This window comes from Prauserella flavalba, assembly GCF_003202235.1.
Lineage (GTDB): Bacteria > Actinomycetota > Actinomycetes > Mycobacteriales > Pseudonocardiaceae > Prauserella_A > Prauserella_A flavalba.
This window is the reverse complement of record NZ_MASU01000006.1, coordinates 395,950-422,015: the sequence shown is the minus strand read 5'-3', so window position 1 is coordinate 422,015 and position 26,066 is coordinate 395,950. Positions and strand designations below refer to the sequence as shown.

The window sequence follows — 26,066 nt, the reverse complement described above, 5'->3', positions numbered from 1 at the left end:
CGAGCAAAGGAGCCGAGCGTGCCCCGCACGATCAAAGCCGCCACCACCGCGTCCTCCGCACCGTCCGGGAACGACGCCGTCGCCCAGACCGTCCGTGACCTCATCGCGGACATCCGCACGCGCGGCGACGAGGCGGTGCGCGAGCTGTCGGCGCGCTTCGACCGCTGGGAGCCCGAGTCGTTCCGCCTGAGCGAAGAGCAGCTCGACGAGATCGTCGGCACGCTCGACCCGCAGGTGATCGCCGACATCGAGACCGTGCAGGCCAACGTCCGCCGCTTCGCCGAGGCGCAGCTGGCGTCGATGTCCGAGATCGAGGTGGAGACCGCGCCCGGTGTGTTCCTCGGCCACCGGCACGTGCCCATCCAGTCCGTCGGCGCGTACATCCCCGGCGGCCGCTACCCCCTCACGGCCTCGGCGCACATGACGATCGTGACCGCCAAGGCCGCGGGCGTGCCGCGCGTGGTCGCGTGCACGCCGCCGATCCGCGGCGAGATCCCCGCCGCGACCGTCGCCGCGATGCGGCTCGCCGGAGCCGACGAGATCTACCTCCTCGGCGGCGTGCAGGCGATCGCCGCGATGAGCGTCGGCACCGAGACCATCGACAAGGTCGACATGCTGGCCGGTCCCGGCAACGCCTACGTGGCCGAGGCCAAGCGCCAGCTCTTCGGCGAGGTCGGCATCGACCTGTTCGCCGGGCCCACCGAGATCCTGATCGTCGCCGACGAGCGGGCCGACCCGTTCGTCGTCGCCGTGGACCTGCTCTCGCAGGCCGAGCACGGGCCCGACTCCCCCGCCGTGCTCGTCACCACCAGCGAGCAGCTCGCCACCGAGGTGCAGCGGCACATCGAGGAGATCCTGCCCGGAATGTCCACTGCGGACATCGCGGGCCCGGCCTGGCGCGACCACGGCCAGGTCATCCTGGTGGACGACCTCGACGAGGCCTACCGCGTCGCCGACGAGTTCGCCTACGAGCACGTGCAGATCCTCACCGGGAACCCCGGGGAGGCGCTGGACAAGATGCGGGCCTACGGCGCGCTGTTCCTCGGCGAGGGCACGTGTGTGTCCTATGGGGACAAGGTGATCGGCACCAACCACGTGCTGCCGACCCGCGGCGCCGCCCGCTACACCGGCGGCCTGTGGGTGGGCATGTACCTGCGCACGGTCACCTACCAGGAGGTGCGCGACCGGCAGGCGTCGGCCGACCTCGGCGTGCTGTGCGGCCGCGCGGCCAGGGTCGAGCTGTTCGAGGGGCACGCCCGCTCCGGCGACGTCAGGGCGGCCAAGTACGCCGGCGCCGAACTGCCCTGGACCGACCACTACCGGACCGTCTCGGCCTGACGATCCCGCCGTCCCGTCCCCGAGTCCGATCAACGGAGATCCCGCCATGTCCACCGCCGCCACCCTGACCCCGGAGCAGGTCCGCCGTCGTTCGCTGCAGTCCGGCACCATCGGCGCGATCGTCGAGTGGTACGAGTACACGATCTACGGGGTCGCCGCCGCCCTCGTGTTCGGGCACCTGTTCTTCCCGAACCTCTCCCCCGGCATCGGTCAGATCGTCTCGCTCGCGTCGTTCGGCGTGGGCTTCCTCGCCCGGCCACTCGGCGCGTTCGTCGCCGGGCACCTTGGTGACCGGATCGGCCGCAAGTCCACGCTGATCCTCACGTTCTCGATCATGACCGTGGCGACCGCGGCGATCGGACTCATGCCGACCTACGACCAGATCGGGGTCGCCGCGCCACTGCTGTTGTGCGTGCTGCGGCTGGCGCAAGGCTTCGCCGTCGGCGGCGAGTGGGGCGGGGCGGCGATCGTCGCCGTGGAGAACGCTCCCCGGGCACGGCGCGGCTACTTCGGTTCCTGGCCCCAGATCGGGGTTTCCGCCGGGCTGCTGCTGGGGACGGCCGCCGTGTCGTTCTCGTCGTGGATCTCCGGTGACGCGTTCGACCAGTGGGGCTGGCGGGTGCCGTTCCTGCTCAGCATCCTGCTCGCGTCCGTCGGGTTCTTCATCCGGCTGCGGGCCACCGAAAGCCCGGCATTCCTCGCCGAGAAGGAGAAGATGGACGCCGAGCTGGAGCGCCGCAAGGCACCGGCCGCCATCCTGTTCCGCCACCACCGCAGGCCGCTGCTGATCACGATCTTCGGCCGGTTCGCCGAGGCCGGGAACTACTACCTGTTCACCACGTTCGTGCTGTCCTACGTCACCGGCACGCTCGGCGTCCCCGAGTCCCACGGCCTGACGGCGTCGATGATCGGCGCGGCGGTGAACATCGTCATGATCCCGGTGTTCGGCGCGCTGTCCGACCGGATCGGTCGCGTGCGGACGTTCCTGCTCGGCGGCGCGCTCATCGTCGTCACCACGTGGCCGGTGTTCGCGTTGATCGAAACCGGCGAGCTGTGGGGCATCGTGCTCGGCGTGGTGCTGTTCCTGGCACTGGGCCACGCGCTCGTCTACGCTCCCCTGCCCGCGCTGTACTGCGAGATGTTCCCGACTTCGGTGCGGTACTCGGGCATCTCGATCGGCTACCAGATGGCGTCGATCATCCTCGCGAGCTTCACCCCCGCGCTGGCGAGCGCGATGGTGCTGTGGGCGGGAGGTAGCCTCTGGATGGTGATCGCGTTCGCCATCGGGACCACGCTGATCGCGATGGTGGCGATCGCGTTCGCCCCCGACCGTCGCCACCTCGAACTCGACGAGATCGGTGACGCCGCGCCCGAAACCGTTGCGGAGAGCCGATGAGCTTCGACCTGACCGGAAAGAACGCCCTCGTCACCGGGGCCACGCGCGGGCTCGGCAGGGCCATCGCCGACCGTCTCGCGGAGCTCGGCGCCACGGTGTACGGCACGAGCCGCGACGCCGGGGGCGCCGAGGAGATCGGCCGCCGCTACGGCACCGCGCCGCTGCGGCTGGAGCTGAACGACGTGGAGAGCTTCGCGTCGTTCGCCGAGGACGTCACGGCCGCCAGTGGCGGCATCCACCTGCTGGTCAACAACGCGGGCGTGAACATCCCCAAACCCGCCGTCGAGGTCACCCCCTCGGACTGGAACACGGTGCTCGGGGCCAACCTCACGGGTGCGTTCTTCCTCTCGACCGCGTTCGCGAAGCACTGGCTGCGCACCGGAACGCCCGCCGCGATCGTGAACGTCGCCTCGCAGGCGGGCCTGGTCGCGATCGAGGAGCGGGCCGCCTACGGCGCGAGCAAGGCGGGCCTGATCCACGTGACGAAGCTGCTCGCGCTCGAATGGGCGCGGGCGGGCATCCGCGTCAACGCCGTGGCGCCCACGTTCGTGCGCACCGAGCTGACCGAGTCCACGCTCAGCCGCCCGGAGTGGGCGGCCGAGCTGCTCTCGCGCATCCCCGTCGGCCGCTTCGGCGAACCGAGGGAGATCGCGGACGCGGTGGCGTACCTGCTGAGCGACGAGGCCGCGCTCGTCACCGGGCACACCCTCGCCGTCGACGGCGGCTACACCATTCGCTGAGCCCTTTCGCCGGTGGCGAAAGCGCTGTCGCGGCAACCGTTGTGCCGCTTACGGTTCTGGTCCGGAACCGAGGAGGCGGCATGAAGACGATCACTGGCACGGCGGCCGGGGTGCCGTTCACGGCGCTCCCACCGGAGGGGGCGGACGACGGTCGCGCACCGTTGCTCGTGACGTGGCACATGCTGGACGCGCCGCGCACGGACGCGGCGTTCGCGGCCGCGCTGCCGATGTCCGGCGTACCCGCCTGGCGGGTCCACCTCGGCATGCCGATGTGCGGCGCACGGATGGTCGACGGCCGCGTCGACGCCGTGCTCGAGCTGGCCCGCGAGGACGCGTTGCTGTCCTTCCTGGCTCCGTTCACCCGGCAGGCCGCCGAGGAGTTCCCGGCGGCACTGGCCGCGCTGCGTGAACAGCTTCCGGTGGACGACGGACCGGTCGGCGTGCTCGGCGCCTCGCTCGGCGATGCCGTCGCGCTGCGGGTGCTGACCACGCAGCGGATCCCGGTCAGGGCGGCCGCGCTCGTCAACCCCGCGGTGCGGGTGCGCTCCGCCGTCGGGCTCGTCGAGGGCATCGCCGGGCACCCGTACCGGTGGACCGAGGAAGCCCACCGGACCGCCGAGGAACTGGACTTCGTGGCCCGCGCCGGAGATCTCACGGGGCAACCGCCCCTGCTGCTCGTCTCCGGGGAGCAGGACCATCCCGCGCTGCGCGCGGACGCCGCCGACCTGGTCGGCGCCCTGCGCGCCCGGTACGCGCGGCCCGAGGAGGTCGAGCTGGTCTCCGTGCCGGACCTGGCGCACCCGCTGGCCGGGGAGCCGGGCCTGGAACCGGCTCCCCAGCTGCCTGTCGCCAAGGCGGTGGACGAGGTGCTCACGCGGTGGTTCGCCCGGCAGCTGGCGAGCCGGTTGTAGCCGAGCGAGGCACCGGAGAGCCGGGTGCGGGTCGGTAGCACCTCGAGCAGCGCCGGGTAGCTGCCCCCGCCGAACACGCCGAGCGACAGCGCGACGAGGGCCTGCCCGGCGATGGCACCGCCGATCGACCCGGACGAGGCGAGCAGGAAGGCGGGCACCGCCGCCAGCACCAGGAGGCAGGCGCCGATCCTGATCATCGTGCGCCGTCCGATGCGGTCTCCCGCGGTTCCCGCGGCGCAGATCGCGACGATGAACACGACGAGCGCGAGACCGTTGGCGGTGAGCGCGTCGACCCGGCTCAGGCCCGCGGTGAGCTGAAGGAACGTCGGGAAGTAGCCCACCAGGTAGTAGATGGCGGACAGCACGAACGAGTACCAGACCGCGGCACGATGGTCGCGCACCGCGTCGGGCAGCGGAGTCTCGCTCAACTCCCGGTCGCGCGCCGTCGCGCGGATCCGCCGCACGCCGCCGGACCAGGCAAGTCGGCGGAACCGGCCCACATCGCCACGATGATCGCCACACTGCACAGGGCAGGCGATGGATCGACCCGGACGTCTCCGCGACCCGCCACGGGGCGGCGCGCTACGCCCGCAAACGCGACTGGCTGTGAGCGGGAGCCGCCGACCGTGGCGGCTCCCCTCACTCAGCCTGTGCGGAGGCCCTCGAAGATCCGGTCGAGATCCTCGTCGCCGTGTCCCGCCTCGATCTGGTCGGTGACGAGCTTCCGGATCACCGTGATCGGTGCCGGATCGGCCCCGCTCTCGCGGCTGGCCCGCGCGATGGTGTCCAGGGCGGTCGCCGTCCAGGTCAGGCTCTGCGGCGGATCCGAGTAGTCACCGGCGTCGAGCACCTCGGCCTGCGCCGCGAACGCCGCCGTCATGGCGCCGAGGAACGGCGTGGCGCGGCGGGCGAACTCGGCGGAGCTCACCCCCGCCGACCGGACCATCGCGGCACCGTGCAGGAAACCGGTGAACATCTGGTACATCCCGGAGAGGAGGGCCAGGTCGTACAGCGACGCGATCCCGGGGTCGTCACCGTCGTAGGTGCTGGTCGCCCAGCCGTCGAGGATCGGCTGGTTCCGGTCGAAGACGTCCCGCGACCCGCTGTAGAGGATCGACGCCTCGCGGGCGCCGATCATCGGCGGCGTGGCCATGATCGCGCCGTCGAGGTAGTCGATGCCGTGCCGCTTGGCCCAGCCGGCCAGCTCCCTGGCCTCGCTCGGGGTCGTGGTGGTGAGGTTGATCAGCGTGCGCCCGGCCAGCCCGTCCACCACGGGCTCGAGCGTGTCGTGCACCGAGGCGTGGTCGAAGAGGCACGCGACCACGACCGGGCTCGCGGTGACGGCGTCCCGGACCGTCGCCGCGCCGCTGGCTCCGCGGTGCACGAGCGGCTCGGCACGCCGGGCGGTACGGTTCCAGACCGTCACCGCGTGTCCGGCGTCGAGCAGCGAGCCCGCGAGCACGCCGCCCATCGCGCCGAGCCCGAGGACCGTCACTCTCTCTTGGGGCATGGTGGTTCCTTTCGTCGTACCGCCATCCTCGGCTCAGCCGCGGGGAACGCGGAAGTACGCACTAAAATCTGGGGTACGCACCAATCGGTAAGGGGGGCACCATGAGCGGCGCGCCGAGGTCCGGCCCGTACTTCTGTGGCATCGACGCCGCCCTGGACGTGCTGGGCGGCAAATGGAAGGCGCTGATCCTCTGGGAGCTGGAGGCGCACGGCACGCGGAGGTTCGCTCAGCTGCGCCGAGGGCTGCCGGGAGTGAGCGAGAAGATGCTGACGCAGCATCTTCGGGAGATGGAGCAGGACGGGCTGGTGCGCCGCGAGGTCTTCGCCGAGGTGCCGCCGCGAGTGGAGTACTCGCTGACCGACCACGGCCGGTCCCTCAACGCCGCGCTCGCCCCGCTGGGCGAATGGGGAACGAATCGGATCAGCCGCGACGGCCTCGCCGTGGTGGACCACTCCGCCACGGCGACCCGGTAAGGAACGCCGTGCCCTTCAGCGACGGCGAACCACGGAGTCCGAGGGCGAAGACCGGCGACGAGCCGTTCCTCCACGGGGGCCGGCGACTTGGTCCGGACCTTCGGGAGTTCTGGAGCTGGGCCAGTTCCGACCTGATCGGCAACGCGATGCGCGGCGTGCTCGCCGAGTACGTCGTCGGGCTGGCGCTGGGCTGCCTCCACGGCGGGCCCCGTCAGGAATGGGATGCCGCCGACCTGCGCACGCGGGACGGGATCCGGGTGGAGGTGAAGTCGTCGGCCTACCTGCAGAGCTGGCAGCAGCGGCGCCCGTCGACGCTCGTGTTCGACATCAGGCCCACCACCGGCTGGGACGCGACGACGAACACCTTCGCCACTGAACGCAAGCGGCAGGCCGACGTGTACGTCTTCTCGGTCTTCACCGCCACTGACCGGGCCGTCGCCGACCCGCTCGACCTGGACCAGTGGGACTTCTACGTCATGTCCACGGACCGGCTGAACGACGCGGTCGGAGAACAGAAGTCGATCAGGCTGACGAGCCTGCTCCGGCATGCCCCGCGCGAATGCGACTTCGGCGGACTCGCCGCCGCGGTCCACGCCGAATCCCCCGGCGCACCAGGAACGCCGTAGCCGGTCCACAGTGGACTCGGGAAAGCGGCCGCCTCGCTCAGCGCAGGTCCGGCTTCTCGAGCGCCGGCGTGGCGCGGGGGGCCGGGCCGTCGCACAACCCGGCCGGGAGCACCTCGGTGAGCATCGCCGAGTGCGCCTCGACGGGCGCGGTGAGGTCGCGGTTCATGCCCGCGGTGAGCTGCCTGCTCGTATCCTCGGTGTGCAGGCTCCAGGTGTTGTAGCCGGGCCAGTCGCCGCCGTGGCCCCACCAGCGGGGGCCGCCGCAGGGGCTGGCCGCCGACATGAGCCCCAGCCCGTAGTCGAAGCTCCCGAGCGCGCCGTGGCGGACCTTCTTCATCTCGCTCAGCTGCGCTTCGGGCAGCAGGTCACCGCCGAGCAGCGCAGCGAAGAACCGGTTGAGGTCGTCCGCCGAGCTGACGAGGTTGCCCGACGCCCAGACGCGGGACATGACGTAGGTAGTGACGTCGGTCGGCGGGGCGGCGTCGCCGTGCAGGTACTCGTGGCCGCGCGCGGCGGGCCGCAGCAATGACGGCTGTCCGCTGGGGAACGCGGTGTCGCGCAGGCGGAGTGGGGCGATGATGCGCCGGGTGAGCTCGGTGTCCAGCGGCCGGCCCGTGACCCGCTCGACGAGCAGGCCGAGCACGGTGTAGCCGGTGTTGGAGTAGCCGAACGACGTGCCGGGCGCGAACCGCAGGGGTACGCCGTCGGTCGCCTGCCGGACGAGCTGCTCCGGGGTGAACCGCTGCCAGCGGCGCGTGTCGACGTCCTCGGCCGTGTTCCAGTGGGCGATGTCGCTCGGCAGCCCGCTGGTGTGGCCCAGCAGCTGGCGAACGGTGATCGGTTCCGGGTACGGCAGCAGCCCCGGCAGGTGCACTGCCACCGGGTCGTCCAGTCCCACCTCGCCTTCCGCGACGAGCTGGAGCACCACGGTGGCGACGAACGTCTTGGTGACGCTCGCGGCGCGGAACCGTCCCTCCGGGTCCGGCGCGCGGGTGGAGCCCGGATCGGCGACCCCGGCGACCGACCGTTCGATGTCCCCTTCGGACACCGCCACGGCGTAGGATCCCGGCGCTCCGGCGTGAACAACGGACCGCAGTGCGGTTTCCACCGGCGTCTGCGCTACCGCGGCGACGACCGGTACTGGTGCTGTTGTGACCACTATGGACAGTCCGATCGCGACAGCCGACCGCCACGCCGGTCGCGTCGCCGAGCCCAGGAGAACCATGAGCCCAGTGTCTCGATCATGGCGCGGCACGCCCAGTGCGAGCAGTCACCGATCGACATTGACACCTGTCATCACCCGATGGAGGAGTGACGACAGACGAAGGCGAGTACTTAACGTGACGAACGCCACCGACCAGTTCGGTCGGAATACCTACCAAACTGGTCGGTAGCGTCGGTACCGTCGAGAACATGGCACGAACGTTCCGGGAGGACGTGGACGAGCGGATCCTCGATCGCGCGGCGGCGTTGTTCGCGCAGCGGGGCTTCGCGCACACGTCCCTGCAGTCCCTCGCGGACGCCGTCGGGCTGTCCAAGCCCGGGCTCCTGCACCACTTTCCGAGCAAGGACGCTCTCTACCAGGCCGCGATGAACATGTGGCAGGTGCGGGGCCGGGCGCTGTTCGACCCGGTGACCGAGCTGCCCCTGGGACCGGAGCGCGATCGGCAGGCCGTGGAGCTGCTGGTCGACTTCGCGCTCGAGCGCCCGGGACTGGTGGCGCTGGCGTCGCGGTCGATCACCACGCTCGGCAGCGAAGAGCCCGACCCCGCGGAAGGGGCCGGGGAGTTCGCCTTCGGCGTCTTCGGCATCAACCCCGAAACGGACGACCCCGAACGGGTCACCAGGGTGCTCGGCATGCTCGGTGCCCTGGCCGTGCTCATCCTCGCCGCCCACCATCTGGGGGACAAGACCACGTGGCGGCGGCACATCATCGCGACCTGTCTCGACACGCTCGGCCACCGTCGTCCGGGCCTCCCGTCAACCGACCACGTTCAGGTGGAGGCCTGATTCGCATGGCAAGACTGTTGTACCGGCTCGGCATGGGCGCCCACCGGCGCAGGCTGGTCGTCGTCCTCGTCTGGCTCATCGTGCTGGCCGGCTCGGCGCTCGGCGCGGCGACGCTCGCCGGGGAGACGTCCAACCAGTTCTCCATCCCCGGCCAGGAATCGACCACCGCGCTGGAGAAGATCGAGCAGGAGTTCGGCTCCGGCGGCGGCGCCACGGCTCGCGTGGTCGTGCACGCGCCCGAGGGTCAGACGCTGACCGCACCGCCCAACGCGGCGCGGATCGGCGACCTGGTGACCCAGCTCAACTCCCTGCCGGGCGTGGCGTCGGCGACCAACCCGCTCGACCCGAACGCCCCGGCCGTCAACCCAGGACAGGACACCGCCTACAGCACCGTCACCTACGACGTGAGCCCGGGAGAGCTCACCGACGAGCAGCGCGACGCGCTGACCGCGGCGGTGGCCGACGCCAGGACCGGCGGCCTGACGGTGGAGGTCGGCGGTGACATCTCCCAGCAGGCCCCTGAGATCGGGGGCACCTCGGAGATCATCGGCGTCGTCGTCGCGCTGCTGGTGCTGGCGCTGACCTACGGCACGCTCATCACGGCCGGGATGAACCTGCTGACCGCGGCCATCGGTGTCGGCATCGGCGTACTGGGCATCACGATCGTCACCGGCTTCGTGGAGCTGAACTCGACGACCCCGATCCTCGCGACCATGCTGGGGCTCGCGGTCGGCATCGACTACGCCCTGTTCATCATCAACCGCTACCGCCAGGAGCTGCGCCGGGGCTCCGACGTCGGCACCGCCATCGGCACCGCGGTGGGCACCGCGGGCTCGGCCGTCGTCACCGCGGGCATCACGGTGGTCATCGCGCTCGCCGGCCTCGCCGTCGCGGGCATCCCGTTCCTGACGCAGATGGGTATCGCCGCCGCCGCGACCATCGTGGTCGCCGTGCTCATCGCGATCACGCTCGTGCCCGCGGTGCTCAGCTACCTCGGCCACCGCGTCCTGCCCCGCAGGCAGCGCGAGGCCGCGGCCAAGCAGGCGGAGCCCTCCGAGCGCGGCTTCTACCGCGGCTGGGTCGGCGGCGTCACCCGGGGCCGTGTGGTGTCGCTGCTGGTGTCGGTGCTCGCGCTGGGCGCCGTCGCGATCCCGGTGGCCTCGATGCAGACCACGCTCGTGCCGACGCCCGCGGAGGGCACCACTCAGGCCCGCGCGGAGCAGCTGCTCGCCGACGGTTTCGGCGAGGGCTTCAACGGGCCGCTCATCGTACTGTTCGAGGGTGACAACGCCTCGCAGGCCGCCACGCAGGTCTCCGGCGCGATCGCCGCGCTGGACGACGTCGCGCTCGTCGCTCCCGCGACACCGAACGCCGACAACACCGCGGCCCTGCTCAACGTGATCCCGAAGTCGGGGCCGACGACCCAGGAGACCCAGCAGCTCGTCACCGACCTGCGCGCACAACTGTCCGATGTGGATGGAGTCACGACCTACGTCACCGGCTCCACCGCCGTGAGCGTGGACGTGTCCCGCACCGTCGACGAGGCGCTGCCGGTGTACCTGGTGGTGGTCGTGGGCCTGGCGCTCGTGCTGCTGGTGCTGGTGTTCCGGTCGCTACTCGTGCCGCTGATCGGCGTGCTGGGCTTCCTGCTCACGATCGGCGCCTCGCTCGGCGCCACCGTCGCGGTCTTCCAGTGGGGCTGGCTGGCCGACGCGGTGAACCTCGACTCGACCGGTCCGCTGATCAGCCTGACCCCGATCGTCGTGATCGGCATCCTGTTCGGCCTCGCGATGGACTACCAGGTGTTCCTGGTGTCCCGGATGCACGAGGCCTACCACCACGGCCGGTCGCCGAGGGAGGCCATCGCCACCGGCTTCCGGCAGGCCGCCCCGGTGGTCGTGGCCGCGGCGCTGATCATGTTCTCGGTGTTCGCCGGCTTCGTCCCCGCGGGCGACGCGACGATCAAGTCGATCGCCTTCGCGCTGGCGATGGGGATCCTGGTGGACGCGTTCGTGGTCAGGATGGTGATCGTCCCCGCGGCGCTCGCCCTGCTCGGCGACCGCGCGTGGTGGCTGCCGGGCTGGCTGCGCTGGCTCCCGGTCCTCGACGTGGAGGGCTCCGCCCTCACCGCCGAGAAGGCCGGCGACGAGCGTGACGAGAAGGCCCTCGCCGGTAACCGCTAGGCCACAGCGAAGCGCCGGCACCCGTCGCCCCTACCGGGCGCGGGTGCCGGCGTCGTCGCGTCAAAGGCGCGCAGCGGTGGTCGCCGTCCTGCCGGTTCAGCCGGTGAAGGACTCCGGACCGAAGCGGCCCCACGCGATGAAGGCCGCGAGCGCGAGACAACCCAGGTTCAGCAGCACGAGTTCGGACTCGCCGAGCCGGCGGTGGGTGATCATCGCACCCACCATCAGCGCGACCCAGCAGACGGCGGTCACCGCACCAGAACCGGCGCGATGCCCACCACCGCGGGCAGGATCAGGCCTGCCGCGGCCAGCAGTTCGAGCACACCGAGGGTCTTGAGGACAGTTTTTCCTTGGGCACGAACGTCTTGGTGATACCGCCGGTCAGGGCTACCGCGCCCAGCAGTCCGGCAGCGATCCACAGCCCGCGGCTCGTACGGCGCCTCGCGGCCCGGGTACACGTCCGCCAGGGCGTCACTCGATCGTGAACGGGTGTAACGCCGAGGGCGCGGCTGCGACTTCCTGGCACGAGGTCTGACACCGGGCCTCGGCGGGCCGTTGAGGTGGGATCTCCAGCGGGCGGTCCGGAAGTCGCGGCGCGTACCCGCTCCCTGCACCGCGACGAGCCGGTGCGTCACCGGTCGCACGGTTCCCCCGCGACCGCGGAGGCCGGTGACGCACCCACGAGTCCACACCGGACCCGGTCAACCCAGGTGCGCCGGTTCGCCGACGACGGCGGGTGCGAGCCGCGGAAACGCCGACCACGAGCAGCTTGCCGGGACCCAGCCGCTCGCGGGCGTGCGCCGTGTGCGCGACGGGCAGATTCGCGGGCATCGCGCCGTCCGCGTGGTCGCGGGCGAGATCGAGCATCTTCGGCCCGAGCGCGCCGACGAGCGTGGGAAACGGCGTCGCGGGCTGGAGGGTGAGTGCCGAGGACTCCCGCATCCGCTCCAGGTAGTCCCGCTGGGCCGCGAGCGGCCTGCCGAAAACCTGACCGCTGGCCTCGACCATCGGCCGGTCGCTGACGCCGCCGCCGAGCACGAACCGTCCCGGGTACGCCTCCGCCAGCGTGGCCGCCGCCGGCATGGTCGCGGCGTGCCGGGCCCAGATGTTGGCGACGCCGGAGGCGAACACCAGCGTCTCCGTGGCGGCCAGGCCGATGCCGAGCTGGACCAGGCTCTCCTTGCCGCCGATGCCCTCGTTCGTCCAGACCGAGCGGTATCCGCGCCGCTCGATCCTCCGGGCCACGTCTCGCCAGGTTTCCGCTGGTAGCGGCGGGAACGCGAGCCCGGCACCGACTCGCCCGAGGCGTTCGCGGGCCTGCCGGACCGCTAGATTGGCACTCATCGAGAACTCCTCCCCGCTTAGCTACCGCTTTGGAGCCGCCCGAGATGAGCGCACGACCGCGGCGAGCCGACGCCCGGCGCAACCGGGAGCGAGTGCTGGCGGCGGCACGGGAGGCGTTCGCCAGCGAAGGCTCACCGTGCCGCTCGACGAGATCGCCCGCCGCGCCGGCGTCGGCGCCGGGACCGCGCACCGGCACTTCCCCACCAAGGAGGCGTCTGCGCCGCGATCGTGTCGGACTACCTCCGCGAGCGGACGGAGCGGGCGCGAGCGCTCGCGGCGCGGGACGACCCCGGCGAGGCCCTCGAGCTGTTCTTCCGCGAGCTGCTGGACGCGTTCGGAGAGCTGCTCGAGCGCGCCCAGCGGGCGGGCACCGTGCGCGAGGACATCACCGTCACGCAGATCAAGGCACTGCTTCTGGGCGTGCTCACGGCCGGAGACTGGCTGGGCGCCGACGCCGGGACCCGCCGCCACCTCGCCGACGTCCTGTGCACCGGTTTCCGGCCGCGCCACTGACCATCCACCGATCGGTGGACCGGCGGACCCACCGCGTTGCCGCACCGGTCCTCGCCGCGCGGTCGATTCGCGCGACCGGCGCGGATGGCACGCTGCTGGTATGAAGCACAGCATCGAGGCCGAGCTGCGGGAGGAGTTCGACCGCTGGGAGCGCGGCGAGGCCGCCGTCTTCCAGCTGCTGCCGTACTTCCTCCTCGCGATCAGTACCCTCGTCACGCTGTCGCAGCCGGCGTGGGGCGTGCCGGTGCACGTCCCGACGGTCGTCGCCCTCACGGTCGCGACCACGCTCTGGCTGCTCTGGTTCCACACGCTCCACCCGGACTGGCACGGCAACACCCCGTTGATGGCCCTGTACTACGCGGTGCTGACGGCACTGACCGCCGTACTCGTGTGGATCACGCCGTGGTTCGGCTTCTTCGCGTTCGCCGGCTACCCCCAGGCGTTCGTCTACCTGAAGGGGCACTGGCGTTACGCCGGCGTCGCCGCGACGGCCCTGATCTCGGCGGTGGCGTACATGGGCGGCATGGACACGGTCACGCTCGACGCGACGCTGGAGTGGCTCGCGATCAGCCTGATCAGCGTCCTGATCGCCGGCACGTTGTTCCACTTCGCCGAACTGACCGACCAGCGCAACCACCGGCAGAAGCGCGCGCTCGCCGAACTGCACGAGGCCAACGTCAGGCTGGAGGCGGCGCTGGAGGAGAACGCCGGCCTGCACGCGCAGCTGCTGGCCCAGGCCCGCGAGGCCGGGGTGCTCGACGAGCGGCAGCGGATGGCCCGCGAGATCCACGACACGCTCGCCCAGGGGCTCGCCGGGATCCTGGCCCAGCTCCAGGCCGCCGAGCAGGGCCTTGGCGAGGCGCCAGGACCCCGCAGGCACGTCACCAACGCGATGGACCTGGCCCGCGAGAGCCTCACCGAGGCAAGGCGGACGGTGCACGCGGTGGAACCCGCGGTGCTGGCCGAGGCGAGGCTCCCGGACGCGATCGGCGACGTGGCGAGGCGCTGGGCGGAGGTCAACCACGTCGACGCGGCGCTCACCACCACGGGCGACGCGCGACCGCTGCACGCCGACGTCGAGGTGGCGTTGCTGCGGACCGCGCAGGAGGCGCTCACCAACGTGGCCAAGCACGCGGGGGCGAACCGCGTGGGGCTGACGCTGTCGTACATGGCGGACGTGGTGACCCTCGACGTCCGGGACGACGGGGTGGGCTTCGACCCGGACGTCAGGCGCGCCAACGGTTCCGCGGACGGGGGTTTCGGGCTCGCCGGCATGCGCCAACGGGTGCGGCGCCTCGCGGGCAGGCTGGTGATCGAGTCGGAACCCGGTGGGGGCACGGCCATCTCGGCGACCGTGCCCGCGATTCCCCCGGGCGACGTGGACTGACCCCACCGTCTCGGATCCGAGACTCAATCCGGGATCGGGTGCTGGAGCCGTTCCGCGCCCTGCGGCCTACTGGGTCACATGGCTTCCAACCCTGGTCCACGGCCGGTGCGCGCGGCTCGCGGCAGCGCCCTCTCCTGCAAGGGCTGGCCGCAGGAGGCGGCGCTGCGGATGCTGATGAACAACCTCGATCCCGAGGTCGCCGAGCATCCCGACGACCTCGTCGTCTACGGCGGCACCGGGCGCGCCGCCCGGAACTGGGCCGCGTTCGACGCGATCGTGCGCACCCTGCGCACGCTCGAGGCCGACGAGACGCTGCTGATCCAGAGCGGCAAGCCCGTCGGCGTGCTGCGCACCCACGAGTGGGCGCCTCGCGTGCTGCTGGCGAACTCCAACCTCGTCGGCGACTGGGCCACGTGGGAGGAGTTCCGCAGGCTCGACGCGGCCGGATTGATGATGTACGGCCAGATGACGGCGGGCTCCTGGATCTACATCGGAACGCAGGGCATCCTGCAGGGCACGTTCGAGACGTTCGGCGCCGTGGCCCGCAAACGGTTCGGCGGCACGCTGGCCGGCACGATCACGCTCACCGCGGGACTGGGCGGCATGGGCGGCGCGCAGCCGCTGGCGATCACGATGAACGAGGGCGTCGCGATCTGCGTCGACTGCGACCCGAGCCGGATCGAGCGGCGCCTCGCCCACCGCTACCTGGACACGCGCGCGGGCGACGTCGACGAGGCGCTGCGGCTGGCCGTCGAGGCCCGTGACGCGCGGTGCCCGCTGTCGATCGGTGTGCTCGGCAACGCCGCCGACGTCTTCCCCGAGCTGCTCGCCCGTGACGCGCCGATCGACGTGGTGACCGACCAGACCTCCGCGCACGACCCGCTCACGTATCTGCCGCGGGGCATGGCGTTCGAGGAGCTGCGCCGCGCGTCGGAGAAGGATCCCGCCCAGTTCACGGAGGAGGCGCGGGCGTCGATGGCCGCGCACGTCGAGGCGATGGTGGGCTTCCTCGACCGCGGCGCCGAGGTCTTCGACTATGGCAACTCGATCCGCGACGAGGCCCGCAAGGGCGGCTGCGCGCGGGCGTTCGACTTCCCCGGCTTCGTGCCCGCCTACATCCGGCCGCAGTTCGAGGAGGGCCTCGGCCCGTTCCGCTGGGTGGCGCTCTCCGGCGATCCCGCCGACATCGCCGTCACCGACCGTGCGGTGCTGGAGCTGTTCCCTGACAACGCGCACCTGCGGCGCTGGCTCACGATGGCCGGGGAGAAGGTCGCCTTCCAGGGCCTGCCCGCCCGCATCTGCTGGCTCGGCTACGGCGAACGGCACCTCGCCGGGCTGCGGTTCAACGAGCTGGTCGCCTCCGGCGAGCTGTCGGCGCCGATCGTGATCGGCCGCGACCACCTCGACTCCGGCTCGGTCGCCTCGCCCTACCGGGAGACCGAGGCGATGCTCGACGGCTCCGACGCGGTCGCCGACTGGCCGCTGCTCAACGCGCTCGTGAACACGGCGTCGGGGGCGTCGTGGGTGTCGATCCACCACGGCGGCGGTGTCGGCATGGGCCGTTCGATCCACGCGGGCCAGGTGTGCGTCGCCGACGGGACTCCCGAGGCCGCCCGCAAGCTGGAACGCGTGCTGACCAACGACCCCGGCATGGGGGTGCTGCGGCACGCCGACGCCGGGTACGAGCACGCCACCGCCGTCGCCGCCGAGCGCGGCGTGCGCGTTCCCATGCGGGAGGACGGGTGAGTCCCTTCGCCGCGCTGTGGCCCACGCTGCTCGACGTCGGCAGGCATCCGAGGACCGGGGGCTACCGCCGCTACGCGTGGACCGACGTGGACCTGACCCTGCGCGAATGGTTCACCGACTGCGCGCGGCGGCGCGGGATGGACACCGAGGAGGACCGCAACGGCAACCTGTGGGCGTGGTGGCTGCCGCCGGGCTGGACGGGCGACCCGCGCGGCGCGTTCGTCACCGGGTCGCACCTGGACTCGGTGCCGGACGGCGGCGCGTTCGACGGCCCGCTCGGCGTCGTGTCGGGCTTCGCGGCCGTGGACCTCGCGCGAGAACGCGGCGTCGTGCCGTCGGTGCCCGTCGGCGTCGTGGCGTTCTCCGACGAGGAAGGCGCCCGCTTCGGTGTCGCGTGCGCGGGCTCCCGGCTCTCGGCCGGGACACTGGCGCCCGAACGGGCGCTCGCGCTGCGCGACCACGACGGCCACACCCTCGCCGAGGCGCTGACCCGTGCCGGCAGGGACCCCGCCGCGCTCGGTCCCGACCCGGCACTGCGCGAGCGCGTCGGCGTGTTCGTGGAGCTGCACGTGGAGCAGGGCCGCGCACTCGGGCCGGTGGGACAGCCACTCGCGATCGGCTCGGCGATCTGGCCGCACGGACGCTGGCGGTTCTCCTTCACCGGTGAGGCCAACCACGCGGGCACCACCCGCATGGCCGACCGGAGGGACCCGATGCTCACCTACGCGTTGGCGGTCTTCGCCGCTCGCCAGAGCGCCGAGCGGCATCGCGCGGTCGCGACGTTCGGCCGGGTGCGGGTGGAACCCAACGGCACCAACGCGATCGCCTCCGACGTGTACGCCTGGCTCGACGCGCGGGCTCCGAGCGAGGAGGTGCTGGCCTCGCTCCTCGAGGACATCACGACCGAGGCCAAGGCACACGCCGGATCCGACGGCACCTTTGTGGACATCGCGGCCGAATCTCGCAGCCCCGTCGTCGAGTTCCCCGCGGAGCCCCGACAGCGCCTGCGCCGGGTGCTCGGCGACGTGCCGGAGCTGCCGACCGCCGCCGGGCACGACGCGGGCGTGCTCTCGGCGCTCGTGCCCACGGCGATGCTGTTCGTGCGCAACCCCACCGGGGTGTCGCACTCCCCCGCCGAGCACGCCGAGGAGGCCGACTGCGAGCACGGCGCGCGGGCCCTCGCCGACGTGCTCGCCGACTGGGTCACGGCATGAGCGGCGGCGACTTCTGGTGTGAACACGCCTGGCTCGGCGGGGACCGCGTCGAGTCGGGGGTGCACTGCTCCGTGACGAACGGGCGGATCGGCAGCGTCCACATCGGAGTGCCGCCACCGCCGTCCGCGCGGCGGCTGCACGGGCTCGTTCTGCCGGGACTGGCGAACGCGCACTCGCACGCCTTCCACCGCGCGCTGCGGTCCCGCACGCAGCGCGGGAGCGGTTCGTTCTGGACGTGGCGGGAGCTGATGTACCGGGCCGCCGAACGGCTCGACCCCGGGCTGTACCACCGGCTCGCGCGGGCCGTCTACGCCGAGATGGCACTGGCCGGGGTCACGGTCGTCGGCGAGTTCCACTACCTGCACCACGATCGCGGTGGGCGGCCGTACGCGGAGCCGAACGCGATGGGGCTGGCCCTCGTGGAGGCCGCCGCCGAGGCCGGGGTGCGGCTGACGCTGCTCGACACGTGCTACCTCAGCGCGTCGGTCGACGGGACACCGCTGGCCGAGGGGACGCAGCAGCGGTTCGGCGACGGCGACGGGCAGCGGTGGGCCGAACGCGCGGAGGACTTGCACCGCCAGGCCAAGGGCCGCGCCGGGGTGCGGATCGGGGCCGCGGTGCATTCGGTGCGTGCGGTGCCGTTCGAGCACCTGGGCACGGTCGCCGAATGGGCCGGGGCGCGGCACGCGCCGTTGCACGTCCACTGTTCCGAGCAGGTCACCGAGGTGGAGCAATGCCTCGCCGTGCACGACCGGACCCCGACCGCGCTGCTGCGCGACGCCGGGGTGCTGGGGCCCGGGACCACCGCGGTGCACGTCACGCACCTCACCGGCGCCGACGTGCGCGACCTGACCGGCACGGCGACGGGGGTGTGCTTCTGCCCCACCACGGAACGCGATCTCGGTGACGGCATCGGCCCTGCGCCCGCGTTGCTGGCCGGGAACGGGCCGTTCTCGCTCGGCTCCGACAGTCACGCGGTGATCGACCTGTTCGAGGAGGCCAGGGCCGTGGAGCTGAACGAGCGCCTCGCCGGTCACCGGCGCGGCAGCATCACCGCCGCCCGGCTGCTTCGTTCGGCCACAGTGGACGGTCATCGTTGTCTGGGCTGGACCGACGCGGGACAGCTGCGGGCCGGGCAGCGCGCCGACTTCGTCGCCGTGGACCTCGGCTCGGTGCGGACGGCGGGCGGCGGGGCCACGGCCGAGAACGCGGTCTTCGCCGCGTCGGCGTGCGACGTCACCGACGTGGTCGTGGACGGGCGGGTCGTGGTGGAAGGACGCAGGCACGTGACGTTCGGGGACACCGCCGCCGAGCTGGACGCCGTGATCCGGGAGGTGCTGCGATGACGACCGTGCTCCACACCGGCATCGGGGAGCTGGTGACGAACGACCCCGCGCAGGGCGACGGCAGCAGGCTTGGTGTCCTCACCGACGCGGCGCTCGTGGTCGAGGACGGCAGCGTCGTGTGGGTCGGCGAGCGGCGTGCCGCTCCCGCCGCCGACGAGCGCCGGGACCTGGGAGGCTCCGCCGTGGTGCCCGGATTCGTCGACAGCCACGCGCACCTCGTGTTCGCCGGTGACCGCGCGGAGGAGTTCGCCGCGCGGATGAGCGGGCAACCCTACGCCGCGGGCGGGATCGCGACCACGGTGGCGGCCACGCGGCAGGCCGGCGACGCGACGCTCGCGCACGGGCTCGCGCGGCTCGCCCGGGAGATGCGGCGCGGCGGCATCACCACGTTCGAGTGCAAGAGCGGCTACGGGCTCTCGGTGGAGCACGAGGCGCGCTCGCTCGCCGTGGCCGCGAAGCTGACGCCGGAGACGACGTTCCTCGGCGCGCACGTGGTGCCGCCCGAGTACCGGGGCCGCCGCGAGGAGTACGTCGAGCTGGTCGCGGGCCCGATGCTGGCAGCGTGCGCGCCGCTCGCGCGGTGGGTGGACGTGTTCTGCGACCGGGGCGCGTTCGATGTCGACGAGGCGAGGACCGTGCTGGCGGCAGGGATGGCGGCCGGGCTGGTGCCCCGCCTGCACGCGGGACAGCTCGGGCCGGGGCCCGGTATCCGGCTCGCGGTGGAGCTGGGTGCGGCGTCGGTGGACCACTGCACGTACACCACCGACGCCGACGTCGAGGCGCTCGCGGCGGGGACCACGGTCGCGACGCTGCTGCCGGGCGTCGAGTTCTCCACCCGCTCACCGTGGCCGGACGCGCGGCGCCTGCTCGACGCGGGGGTCACCGTCGCGCTGGCGACGGACTGCAACCCCGGTACCTCCTACACCTCCAGCATGGCCTTCTGTATCGCGCTCGCCGTGCGGGACATGGGATTCACGCCCGCGGAGGCGCTGTGGTCGGCGACGGCGGGCGGGGCGGCCGCGCTGCGGCGCACCGACGTCGGGCGCCTCACGCCGGGGCACAGGGCCGACTTCGCGGTACTCGACGCGCCCTCGTACCTGCACCTCGCCTACCGCCCCGGCGTGCCACTGGTCCGCGAGGTCGTGACGGGTACTCAGCACGCCTCGTAGGCGTAGCCGTCCTCGCCCGGGCCGGCGAGGTCGCGGTCGCGCAGGATCGTCGACACCGGGGTGTCCCGCCGGTCGCACGAGGCGGCGAACGGGCCCGCGAGGTCGTCGGTGTACTCGATGTCGAGCACGGCGTCGCCGTAGACATCGGTGTAGCTCGCGCATTCGGCCCAGCGCACGCATTCCTCGGCAACGGCGAAGTCGAACCCGGCCTCGGTCCGGCCACGCTCGCCGAGCTCGGCCGCGTTCTTCTGGCCGATGAGCACGCCGTGCCCGTGCGCGCGCCGCGCCAGTTCGGCGGCGAGCGCGAGGTTGTCCTCGACGTCGAGTGCGCCGTGCGAGCGTGTGTAGGAGTCGAGGTTGTCGATCTCGACAGCGGCGAAGCCCGCCCGCGCACAGCCCGCGATGACGTCGCCGACGATCGCGGCGATGCGTTCACGCTTGGCCTCCGTCGAGGTGTCGAGGAGGAGCTCGTCCGGCCAGCCGGGATCGGTCACCGGCTGGCCGTCCTTTCCGGACAATACGAGATCGCGCCGCTCGGCGAGCCAGCGCTCCCGCTCCTGCGGCTGGGTCTGGAAACCGTTGACGTAGCAGACGTTGTAGACACCGGGCGCCGGCGGGGCGGTGCTGTCGCGCACGACGAGCGTCACGCCACCCGGGGGCGGGTAGGCCGCGCCGACCTGGTAGTCGAACCGGGCCCCGGCCGGAAAGGGCTCGCGGCCCGGTGCCCCGGCCGGGGACGCGCACGCCGCCACGATGCCCACCAGCACCACGGCGGCGACAGCGCGGCTCACGCACGTTCTCACGCCGCCACGCTAGCGCCCCCTCCGATCGGCCCCCAAGGCCACCTTTGTTGCGTTCAACGCAACAAAGGTGGCCTTGGGGGCAGCTGAGTCTCCCTTGAAGGGGTCAGGAGAGGAGCGGTTTGCCCAGTGGTGGGACCGGGCGCTTCGCGCCAAGGGCCGTGAGCGCGACGTTGACGAACGCGCAGAAGCCGAGGAACGCGAAACCGAGCACGAAGTAGCCGGCGACGTTGAGCACGGTGGTGTTGCCGGTGTGCGCCGACGCCGCGGCGAGCCCGAGCGCCGCCACCACGAGGGCCACGATCGCCGGGTAGACCGCGGGCAGCCGCAACGTGGGCACGAGCAGGAACAGGAACAACGCGCCCCAGGCGATGAAGAACACCTCCTGGGTGCCCGCGACCTGGTCCGCGGGGATGCCGTACCAGTCGTGCTGCAACCCCAGCAGCAGGGCGCCGAGGCTGAGCCAGAACCCGGCGAAGGTCCCGCAGATCCCCGCCACCATCGTCTGCCCGAGCGCCGCCGCCCAGACGGTGACCACCACCAGGAAGAGCCCCGTCGCCGCCAGTACGACGGGCACCGCCGCGCCGAGCGCGGTCACGGGCAGCACCGCGCCGATGAGCACGATGCCCAGTACGAGCGAGCCGACCGCGAAGATCGGCAGGCCGACGATGAGCGGGTCACCGCCCGCGCCGACGACCACACCGGTGGGCTTCGGCTCCTCGGCCATCGCGGGCGGCAGGCCGGGACGTCCGAGCGCCTCGGGCGACTCGGGCACCGTGATGTTCTCGTGCCCCATGTGTGTCATTGCGATCAACCTCTGTTCCCGAAAGCAGGGGGGACTCAGCCCACGGAGGGCCCCATCCCCAGCGACTGCGGGGTGCTGGCGTCGGGGGACGGCTGGTGCAGGCCCTCGTCCAGCGGACCGAACTCGGTCATCAGTGCCGGACTGCCGCCCCACGGCGTCTGTTCCTCGGCGATCAGGGAGTCCGTCGTCAGCAACAGCCCCGCCACCGAGGCGCCGTTCTGCAGCGCCGACCGGCACACCCGCAGCGGGTCGATGATGCCCAGCTCGATCATGTTGCCGTAGCGGTCGAGCAGCGCGTCGAACCCGTCGTCGTCGCCGAGCCCGCGTGTCCGCTCCACCACCTCGTGCGCGGGGTAGCCCGCGTTGCCCGCGATGAGGAACGCCGGTTCGGCGAGTGCCCTCCTGACGATGTCGGCGCCGGTGGCGTAGTCACCGTCCAGCCCCGTGTCGGCGAGCACCTTCTCCGCGTGCAGCAGGGCGGCCCCGCCGCCCGCCACGATGCCCTCGGCCATCGCGGCCCGCGTCGCGGACAGCGCGTCCTCGACCCGGTGCTGCAGTTCCTTCAGCTCGGCGGGTGTGGCCGCGCCGACCCGGATCACCGCCACCTTGCCGGTGAGCGCGCCGATCCGCTCGGTCAGCACGTCCTCGTCGATGCCGAACTGCGCCCTGGCCAGCTCCGCCCGCAGCTGGCCGACCCGGAACTCCACCCTGTCGGCCCCTCCGGCGCCGCCGACGATCGTGGTGGTGTTCTCGGTGACCCGCACCTGCTTCGCCCTGCCCAGGTGCTCCAGCGTCATCGTCTCCATCGTGAACCCGGACTGACGCGAGAGCACCGACCCGCCGACCACGGCGGCGAGGTCCTCCAGCTTGTGCAGCCTGCGGTCACCGAACCCGGGCGCCCGCACGGCCACCGACTGGAAGGTTCCGTTGACGTGGTTGTGCACCAGCATGCTGAGCGCGGGCCCCTCGACGTTCTCCGCGATCAGCACGAGCGGGCGGGGCGCCCGCATGATCTTGTCCAGCACGGGCATCAGCTGCTGGACCTTGGTGACCTTCTCGGCGCACAGCAGGATGTACGGGTCGTCGAGCACCGCCTCGAGCCTGCCGGGATCGGTGACGAGGTACGGCGAGAGGTAGCCGTTGTCGAACTCGAAGCCCTCGACGAAGTCCACGGTCATCCCGATCGCCGGCGTCTCCTCCACCGTGACGACACCGCCGTCGCCGACGGTGTGCAGTGCCCTCGCGATGACGGCGCCCACGGCGTCGTCGTCGTTGGCCGAGATCGCGGCCACCCTGGCGTAGTCGTACTCGGTGGACACCGGGTGCGCCGACTTCTCCAGGTGCTCCACGAGCCTGCCCACCGCGTGGTCGATCCCGCGTTTGACCAGCACCGGGTTGCCGCCCTCGGCGATCGCGCGGAGGCCCTCCCGCACGATGGCCTGCGCGATGACCGTGGCCGTGGTGGTGCCGTCGCCCACCACGTCGTTGGTCTTGATCGCCGCTTCCTTGACCAGCTGGGCGCCCATGTTCTCGAACTGGTTCTTGAGGTGGATCTCCCTGGCGATCGTGACGCCATCGTTGGTGACCACGGGCGAGCCGGTGATCTTCTCGATGATCACGTTGCGGCCCTTGGGTCCCAGCGTCGACTTCACCGCGTCCGCCAGCTTGTCCACACCGGACAGTAGCAGCTCACGCGCTTCCGGACCGTAGCGCAGTTCCTTGGCCATCGTGGGTCTCCTCGCAGAGCTCGTCAGGGGGTGAGGATCGCGCGGCCCCGGACGCGGCCAGCGTCGAGATCGGCCAGCGCGTCCAGTGCGTCGTCGAGCGGGTACTTCCTGGTGTGCAGGGTGACCTTGCCCGCCTGGGCGAGCACCATCAGCTCCACGAGGTCGTTGTAGGTCCCCACGAGGTTGCCCACGACGTTGCGTTCGGTGGAGATGATGTCGATGGTCGGGATGTCGATGTTGCTGCCGTAGCCGATCACGAAGTGCGAACCCGCCCTGCGGGTCATGGCGAACGCGTCCTGCTGCGCGCCCTGCTCGGCGACGAAGTCGAGCACCACCTCGGCGCCGTTGCCGCCGGTGAGGTCGAGCACGGACTCCACCTGCTTGCCGTCGGCGAGCACGGTGTGGTCGGCGCCGAGCGTGGTGGCCAGTTCCAGCGCCTCGGCGTTGCGGTCGACCACCACCACGGTGGCCGCCGTCATCGCCTTCAGCGACTGGATGCCGATGTGCCCGAGCCCGCCCGCGCCGTTGACCACGCACACGGTGCCGGGGAAGAGCAGCGGGACGGCCTTGCGCACCGCGTGGTAGGCGGTGATGCCCGCGTCGGCGAGCGCGGCGACGTCCTCCGGTTTCGTCGCCGGGTCGAGCTTGATGCACGCCCTGGCGGAGGTGCGCAGGTACTCGGCCATGCCGCCGTCGGTGTTGATGCCGGGGAACGTGCTGTCGGTGCAGTGCATGTCGTCACCGGCGCGGCAGGCGTGGCAGAGCCCGCACGTCGGCGTGGGGTGCAGGATCACGGTGTCGCCGACGGCCACATTGGACACCGCAGGGCCCACCTCGTGCACCCAGCCCGCGTTCTCGTGCCCGATCGTGTAGGGCAGGGTCACGCCGGACTTCTCGGCCCACTGTTCCTCGATGATGTGCAGATCGGTGCGGCACACCCCGGCCCCGCCGATCTTCACCACGACGTCGAACGGCCCCGAGGCGGTGGGCTCCGGCACCTCCTCGACGACGGGCTGCCTGTGGTAGGCATGCAACCGGACGGCTTTCATCCCTCGCCCTCCCGTGTGTCGATGTGCGGATAGCGCGCGTGCAACATGCCCCGGCAGACGCCGGAGTTGGCCTCCTGGCTGGTGCGGGTGAGCCGCGCGAGCCCGAGGTGCCGGGCGAGTTGCTCCGGCCGCACCGCCGCGCCCGTGACCGGGTCGACGAGCAGCGGGTCGCCGTCGTCGGCGGGCAGGCTCAGCTCCCGTCTGCGCGCCCGCAGGCGCTCGCGGTCGGCGCCCTCGGGTGCGTCCCCGAGGGTGAGCCCCGGCAGCCGCTCCCGTTCGACACCGTTCGCGAGCAGTGCCCGGCACACCCGGTCGGTGCCGGCGAGCACGGCCTTGCGGACGAAGTCGGCGCGCAGTGCGTCGAGCTCGTCCACCGCCTCGCCCTCGAACGAGGCGACGAACCCCGCTCGCGCGGCGACGCCGCGGTTGATGGCGGCCGCGGCGAAGTGGTCGTCGAGCGCGACGTCGGTCTCGGTGACCCCCGCGACGGCCGACACGGCGTCGTAGGCGTCGGCCACCATGAGGAAGGCGAAGTTGGGCGCGCAGAAGTACGTGGGCAGCCGCAGCCGCACCACGGCTCTGCCCGCCGGGTTCACCTCGGCGCGGGAGACGAACCCCAGATCGGTGAGCGGTTCGTCCAGTTCGGGGTCGCGCACGGTGCCCAGTGCCGACCAGACCGCCGAGGTGACGGCGGCGGTCCGGCCGGCACCGGCCCCCTGGTACTCGACCGTGGTCATGGTCCCGGCACGCCGACCGGTTCCACCACCGGCGCCTCGTCGAGCCGCAGGTCGGCGGGCACCTCGATGTCGTAGAGCCGCGCCGCGTTCAGGCCGAGGATCTTCTTCTTCTGCGTCACGGTGAGCGGCGCGAAGTCCGACAGCTCCTCGTCCTTCGGCATCTGCCAGTCGACGAAGCCCTCGACCTGCCACCGGGGCTCCCAGATGGCGTAGTCGGCTCCGAAGATCAGCTTGTCCTCGCCGAGCCAGAACATCAGCTCGCCCATGACCTTCGCGAAGAACTTCGGCCGGGCGTGCATGAGCCCGCCGACGACGACCGCGAGGCCGGCGTAGACGTTGCGCTCCTGCGTCGCCATGAAGCAGAAGTCCTCGATCCTGGGCAGGCCGACGTGCTCCACGATGAAGTTGAGCCCCTGGAAGTTGGTCGCCACGTAGTCGATGTCGGAGACGTCGAAGGCGTCCTTGTCCAGCGGCCAGATCGTCGGTCCCTTGTGGACGTGGATGTTCTTCACGCCCAGCTCTTCGCACTTTTCGAGGTACTTCGCGGCCTCCGGGTCCTTGAGGCTCCAGCCCCGCGAGTCACCGCGCCACTCGGCGGTGTAGAGCTTGACGCCCTTGCAGCCGTAGCGCTTGACCCGTTCCTCGAACGCCCTCATCCCCGCGTCTCCCTCGCGCGGGTCGAAGTAGGTGTTCACGCGGAACTTGCCGGGATGCTTCTCGGACAACGCCGCGTTGGCCTCGGTGGTGTTGAAGCCGTTGGTGTACCACTGCCGCAGGTTCGTCGGCTGGAAGATCGCGACGTCGACGTGCCCGACCTCGAAGAGGTCGTGCATCATCAGCTCCTCGGAGTACTTCTGGAACCGGTCGAGCGGCCAGTGCGTGTCGGCGGGTCCGAGTCCCTGGTAGGCGTGGAAGCACTCGATCCAGCCCTTCGCGTACTCCTCCTGGCCGGGCACCCAGTTCTCGGGGCTCGCGTCCCAGAAGTGCGTGTGCCCGTCGACGACGAAGTACTTCTCACCATCCTTTGTGTACATGCCTCACT

23 protein-coding genes and 3 pseudogenes are annotated in these 26,066 nt (G+C 71.8%); 15 read left to right on the top strand and 11 right to left on the bottom strand.

Annotated features, from left to right (window positions below; genetic code table 11):
* The first annotated feature begins 18 nt into the window (after positions 1–18).
* The 4 genes from hisD to BA062_RS40535 all read left to right on the top strand — a co-directional run bounded on the left by hisD (position 19) and on the right by BA062_RS40535 (position 4,385).
* A complete protein-coding gene (gene hisD / locus BA062_RS18035; protein ID WP_110338114.1) occupies positions 19–1,338 on the top strand; it encodes a histidinol dehydrogenase in 1,320 nt (439 codons plus the stop codon).
* Positions 1,339–1,384: 46 nt separating this feature from the next.
* Entirely contained in the window at positions 1,385–2,734 is a 1,350-nt protein-coding gene (locus BA062_RS18030) for an MFS transporter (protein ID WP_110338112.1), read from the top strand.
* Positions 2,731–3,474 carry an SDR family NAD(P)-dependent oxidoreductase gene (locus BA062_RS18025; RefSeq protein ID WP_110338110.1) on the top strand — a complete coding sequence of 248 codons (744 nt, stop codon included), beginning with the start codon at positions 2,731–2,733 and terminating at the stop codon, positions 3,472–3,474. Before BA062_RS18030 ends, BA062_RS18025 begins: the two co-directional genes overlap by 4 nt.
* 80 nt (positions 3,475–3,554) lie before the next feature.
* On the top strand, positions 3,555–4,385 hold the full coding sequence (locus BA062_RS40535; protein ID WP_245959878.1) for an alpha/beta hydrolase family protein: 831 nt from the start codon (positions 3,555–3,557) through the stop codon (positions 4,383–4,385).
* 41 nt (positions 4,386–4,426) lie between these two features.
* Here the strand turns inward: BA062_RS40535 and BA062_RS41335 are convergent.
* Positions 4,427–4,750, bottom strand: a pseudogene (locus tag BA062_RS41335) (MFS transporter); the annotation flags it as partial.
* 278 nt (positions 4,751–5,028) lie between these two features.
* Complete coding sequence (locus tag BA062_RS18015) at positions 5,029–5,895, bottom strand: NAD(P)-dependent oxidoreductase (RefSeq protein ID WP_110338106.1); 867 nt, start codon at positions 5,893–5,895, stop codon at positions 5,029–5,031.
* A 101-nt stretch (positions 5,896–5,996) separates the two neighbouring features.
* Between BA062_RS18015 and BA062_RS18010 the strand changes: the two genes are divergently transcribed.
* Positions 5,997–6,368, top strand: a complete 372-nt coding sequence (locus tag BA062_RS18010; protein ID WP_110338104.1) for a winged helix-turn-helix transcriptional regulator — start codon at positions 5,997–5,999, stop codon at positions 6,366–6,368.
* 8 nt (positions 6,369–6,376) lie between these two features.
* Positions 6,377–6,994, top strand: coding sequence for a hypothetical protein (locus BA062_RS18005; protein WP_110338102.1), 618 nt, complete (start codon positions 6,377–6,379; stop codon positions 6,992–6,994).
* A gap of 37 nt (positions 6,995–7,031) precedes the next feature.
* Here BA062_RS18005 and BA062_RS18000 read toward each other — a convergent pair whose 3' ends face one another.
* Positions 7,032–8,219, bottom strand: coding sequence for a serine hydrolase domain-containing protein (locus BA062_RS18000; protein WP_110338100.1), 1,188 nt, complete (start codon positions 8,217–8,219; stop codon positions 7,032–7,034).
* Between the two features lie 188 nt (positions 8,220–8,407).
* Between BA062_RS18000 and BA062_RS17995 the strand changes: the two genes are divergently transcribed.
* Entirely contained in the window at positions 8,408–9,004 is a 597-nt protein-coding gene (locus tag BA062_RS17995) for a TetR/AcrR family transcriptional regulator (protein ID WP_110338098.1), read from the top strand.
* A 5-nt stretch (positions 9,005–9,009) separates the two neighbouring features.
* Positions 9,010–11,187 (top strand): MMPL family transporter, encoded by a 2,178-nt coding sequence (locus BA062_RS17990; protein ID WP_110338096.1) that lies wholly within the window; start codon positions 9,010–9,012, stop codon positions 11,185–11,187.
* Between the two features lie 96 nt (positions 11,188–11,283).
* Here BA062_RS17990 and BA062_RS41330 read toward each other — a convergent pair.
* Both BA062_RS41330 and BA062_RS17980 read right to left on the bottom strand, forming a co-directional pair.
* Positions 11,284–11,608: pseudogene (locus BA062_RS41330) on the bottom strand (DoxX family protein).
* A 50-nt stretch (positions 11,609–11,658) separates the two neighbouring features.
* Entirely contained in the window at positions 11,659–12,531 is an 873-nt protein-coding gene (locus BA062_RS17980) for an LLM class flavin-dependent oxidoreductase (protein WP_110338094.1), read from the bottom strand.
* 136 nt (positions 12,532–12,667) lie between these two features.
* On the opposite strand from BA062_RS17980, the pseudogene BA062_RS41180 reads away from it, so the two are divergent.
* The 7 genes and pseudogenes from BA062_RS41180 to hutI all read left to right on the top strand — a co-directional run.
* A pseudogene (locus BA062_RS41180) lies at positions 12,668–12,712 on the top strand (hypothetical protein); the annotation flags it as partial.
* Between the two features lie 47 nt (positions 12,713–12,759).
* Complete coding sequence (locus BA062_RS41175; RefSeq protein ID WP_342768927.1) at positions 12,760–13,044, top strand: SbtR family transcriptional regulator; 285 nt, start codon at positions 12,760–12,762, stop codon at positions 13,042–13,044.
* A 100-nt stretch (positions 13,045–13,144) separates the two neighbouring features.
* Positions 13,145–14,431 (top strand): sensor histidine kinase, encoded by a 1,287-nt coding sequence (locus tag BA062_RS17970; RefSeq protein ID WP_110338092.1) that lies wholly within the window; start codon positions 13,145–13,147, stop codon positions 14,429–14,431.
* A gap of 78 nt (positions 14,432–14,509) precedes the next feature.
* A complete protein-coding gene (gene hutU / locus BA062_RS17965; RefSeq protein WP_110338090.1) occupies positions 14,510–16,177 on the top strand; it encodes a urocanate hydratase in 1,668 nt (555 codons plus the stop codon).
* On the top strand, positions 16,174–17,391 hold the full coding sequence (locus BA062_RS17960) for an allantoate amidohydrolase (protein WP_110338088.1): 1,218 nt from the start codon (positions 16,174–16,176) through the stop codon (positions 17,389–17,391). Before hutU ends, BA062_RS17960 begins: the two co-directional genes overlap by 4 nt.
* Positions 17,388–18,737, top strand: a complete 1,350-nt coding sequence (locus BA062_RS17955) for a formimidoylglutamate deiminase (protein WP_110338086.1) — start codon at positions 17,388–17,390, stop codon at positions 18,735–18,737. Before BA062_RS17960 ends, BA062_RS17955 begins: the two co-directional genes overlap by 4 nt.
* Positions 18,734–19,906, top strand: coding sequence for an imidazolonepropionase (hutI, locus tag BA062_RS17950; protein WP_110338084.1), 1,173 nt, complete (start codon positions 18,734–18,736; stop codon positions 19,904–19,906). The genes BA062_RS17955 and hutI overlap by 4 nt, the downstream gene beginning before the upstream one ends.
* Here the strand turns inward: hutI and BA062_RS17945 are convergent.
* From BA062_RS17945 to BA062_RS17920, 6 genes are all read right to left on the bottom strand, one after another.
* Complete coding sequence (locus tag BA062_RS17945; protein ID WP_110338083.1) at positions 19,891–20,709, bottom strand: endo alpha-1,4 polygalactosaminidase; 819 nt, start codon at positions 20,707–20,709, stop codon at positions 19,891–19,893. The genes hutI and BA062_RS17945 overlap by 16 nt on opposite strands.
* Before the next feature lie 103 nt (positions 20,710–20,812).
* Complete coding sequence (locus BA062_RS17940; protein ID WP_245959875.1) at positions 20,813–21,511, bottom strand: GPR1/FUN34/YaaH family transporter; 699 nt, start codon at positions 21,509–21,511, stop codon at positions 20,813–20,815.
* A gap of 35 nt (positions 21,512–21,546) precedes the next feature.
* A complete protein-coding gene (gene groL, locus BA062_RS17935; protein ID WP_110338079.1) occupies positions 21,547–23,238 on the bottom strand; it encodes a chaperonin GroEL in 1,692 nt (563 codons plus the stop codon).
* Between the two features lie 23 nt (positions 23,239–23,261).
* Entirely contained in the window at positions 23,262–24,287 is a 1,026-nt protein-coding gene (locus BA062_RS17930; protein ID WP_110338077.1) for an NAD(P)-dependent alcohol dehydrogenase, read from the bottom strand.
* Positions 24,284–25,024, bottom strand: coding sequence for an iron-sulfur cluster assembly protein (locus BA062_RS17925; RefSeq protein ID WP_110338076.1), 741 nt, complete (start codon positions 25,022–25,024; stop codon positions 24,284–24,286). The genes BA062_RS17930 and BA062_RS17925 overlap by 4 nt, the downstream gene beginning before the upstream one ends.
* A complete protein-coding gene (locus BA062_RS17920; protein ID WP_110338074.1) occupies positions 25,021–26,058 on the bottom strand; it encodes an amidohydrolase family protein in 1,038 nt (345 codons plus the stop codon). Before BA062_RS17920 ends, BA062_RS17925 begins: the two co-directional genes overlap by 4 nt.
* Positions 26,059–26,066: the final 8 nt, after the last annotated feature.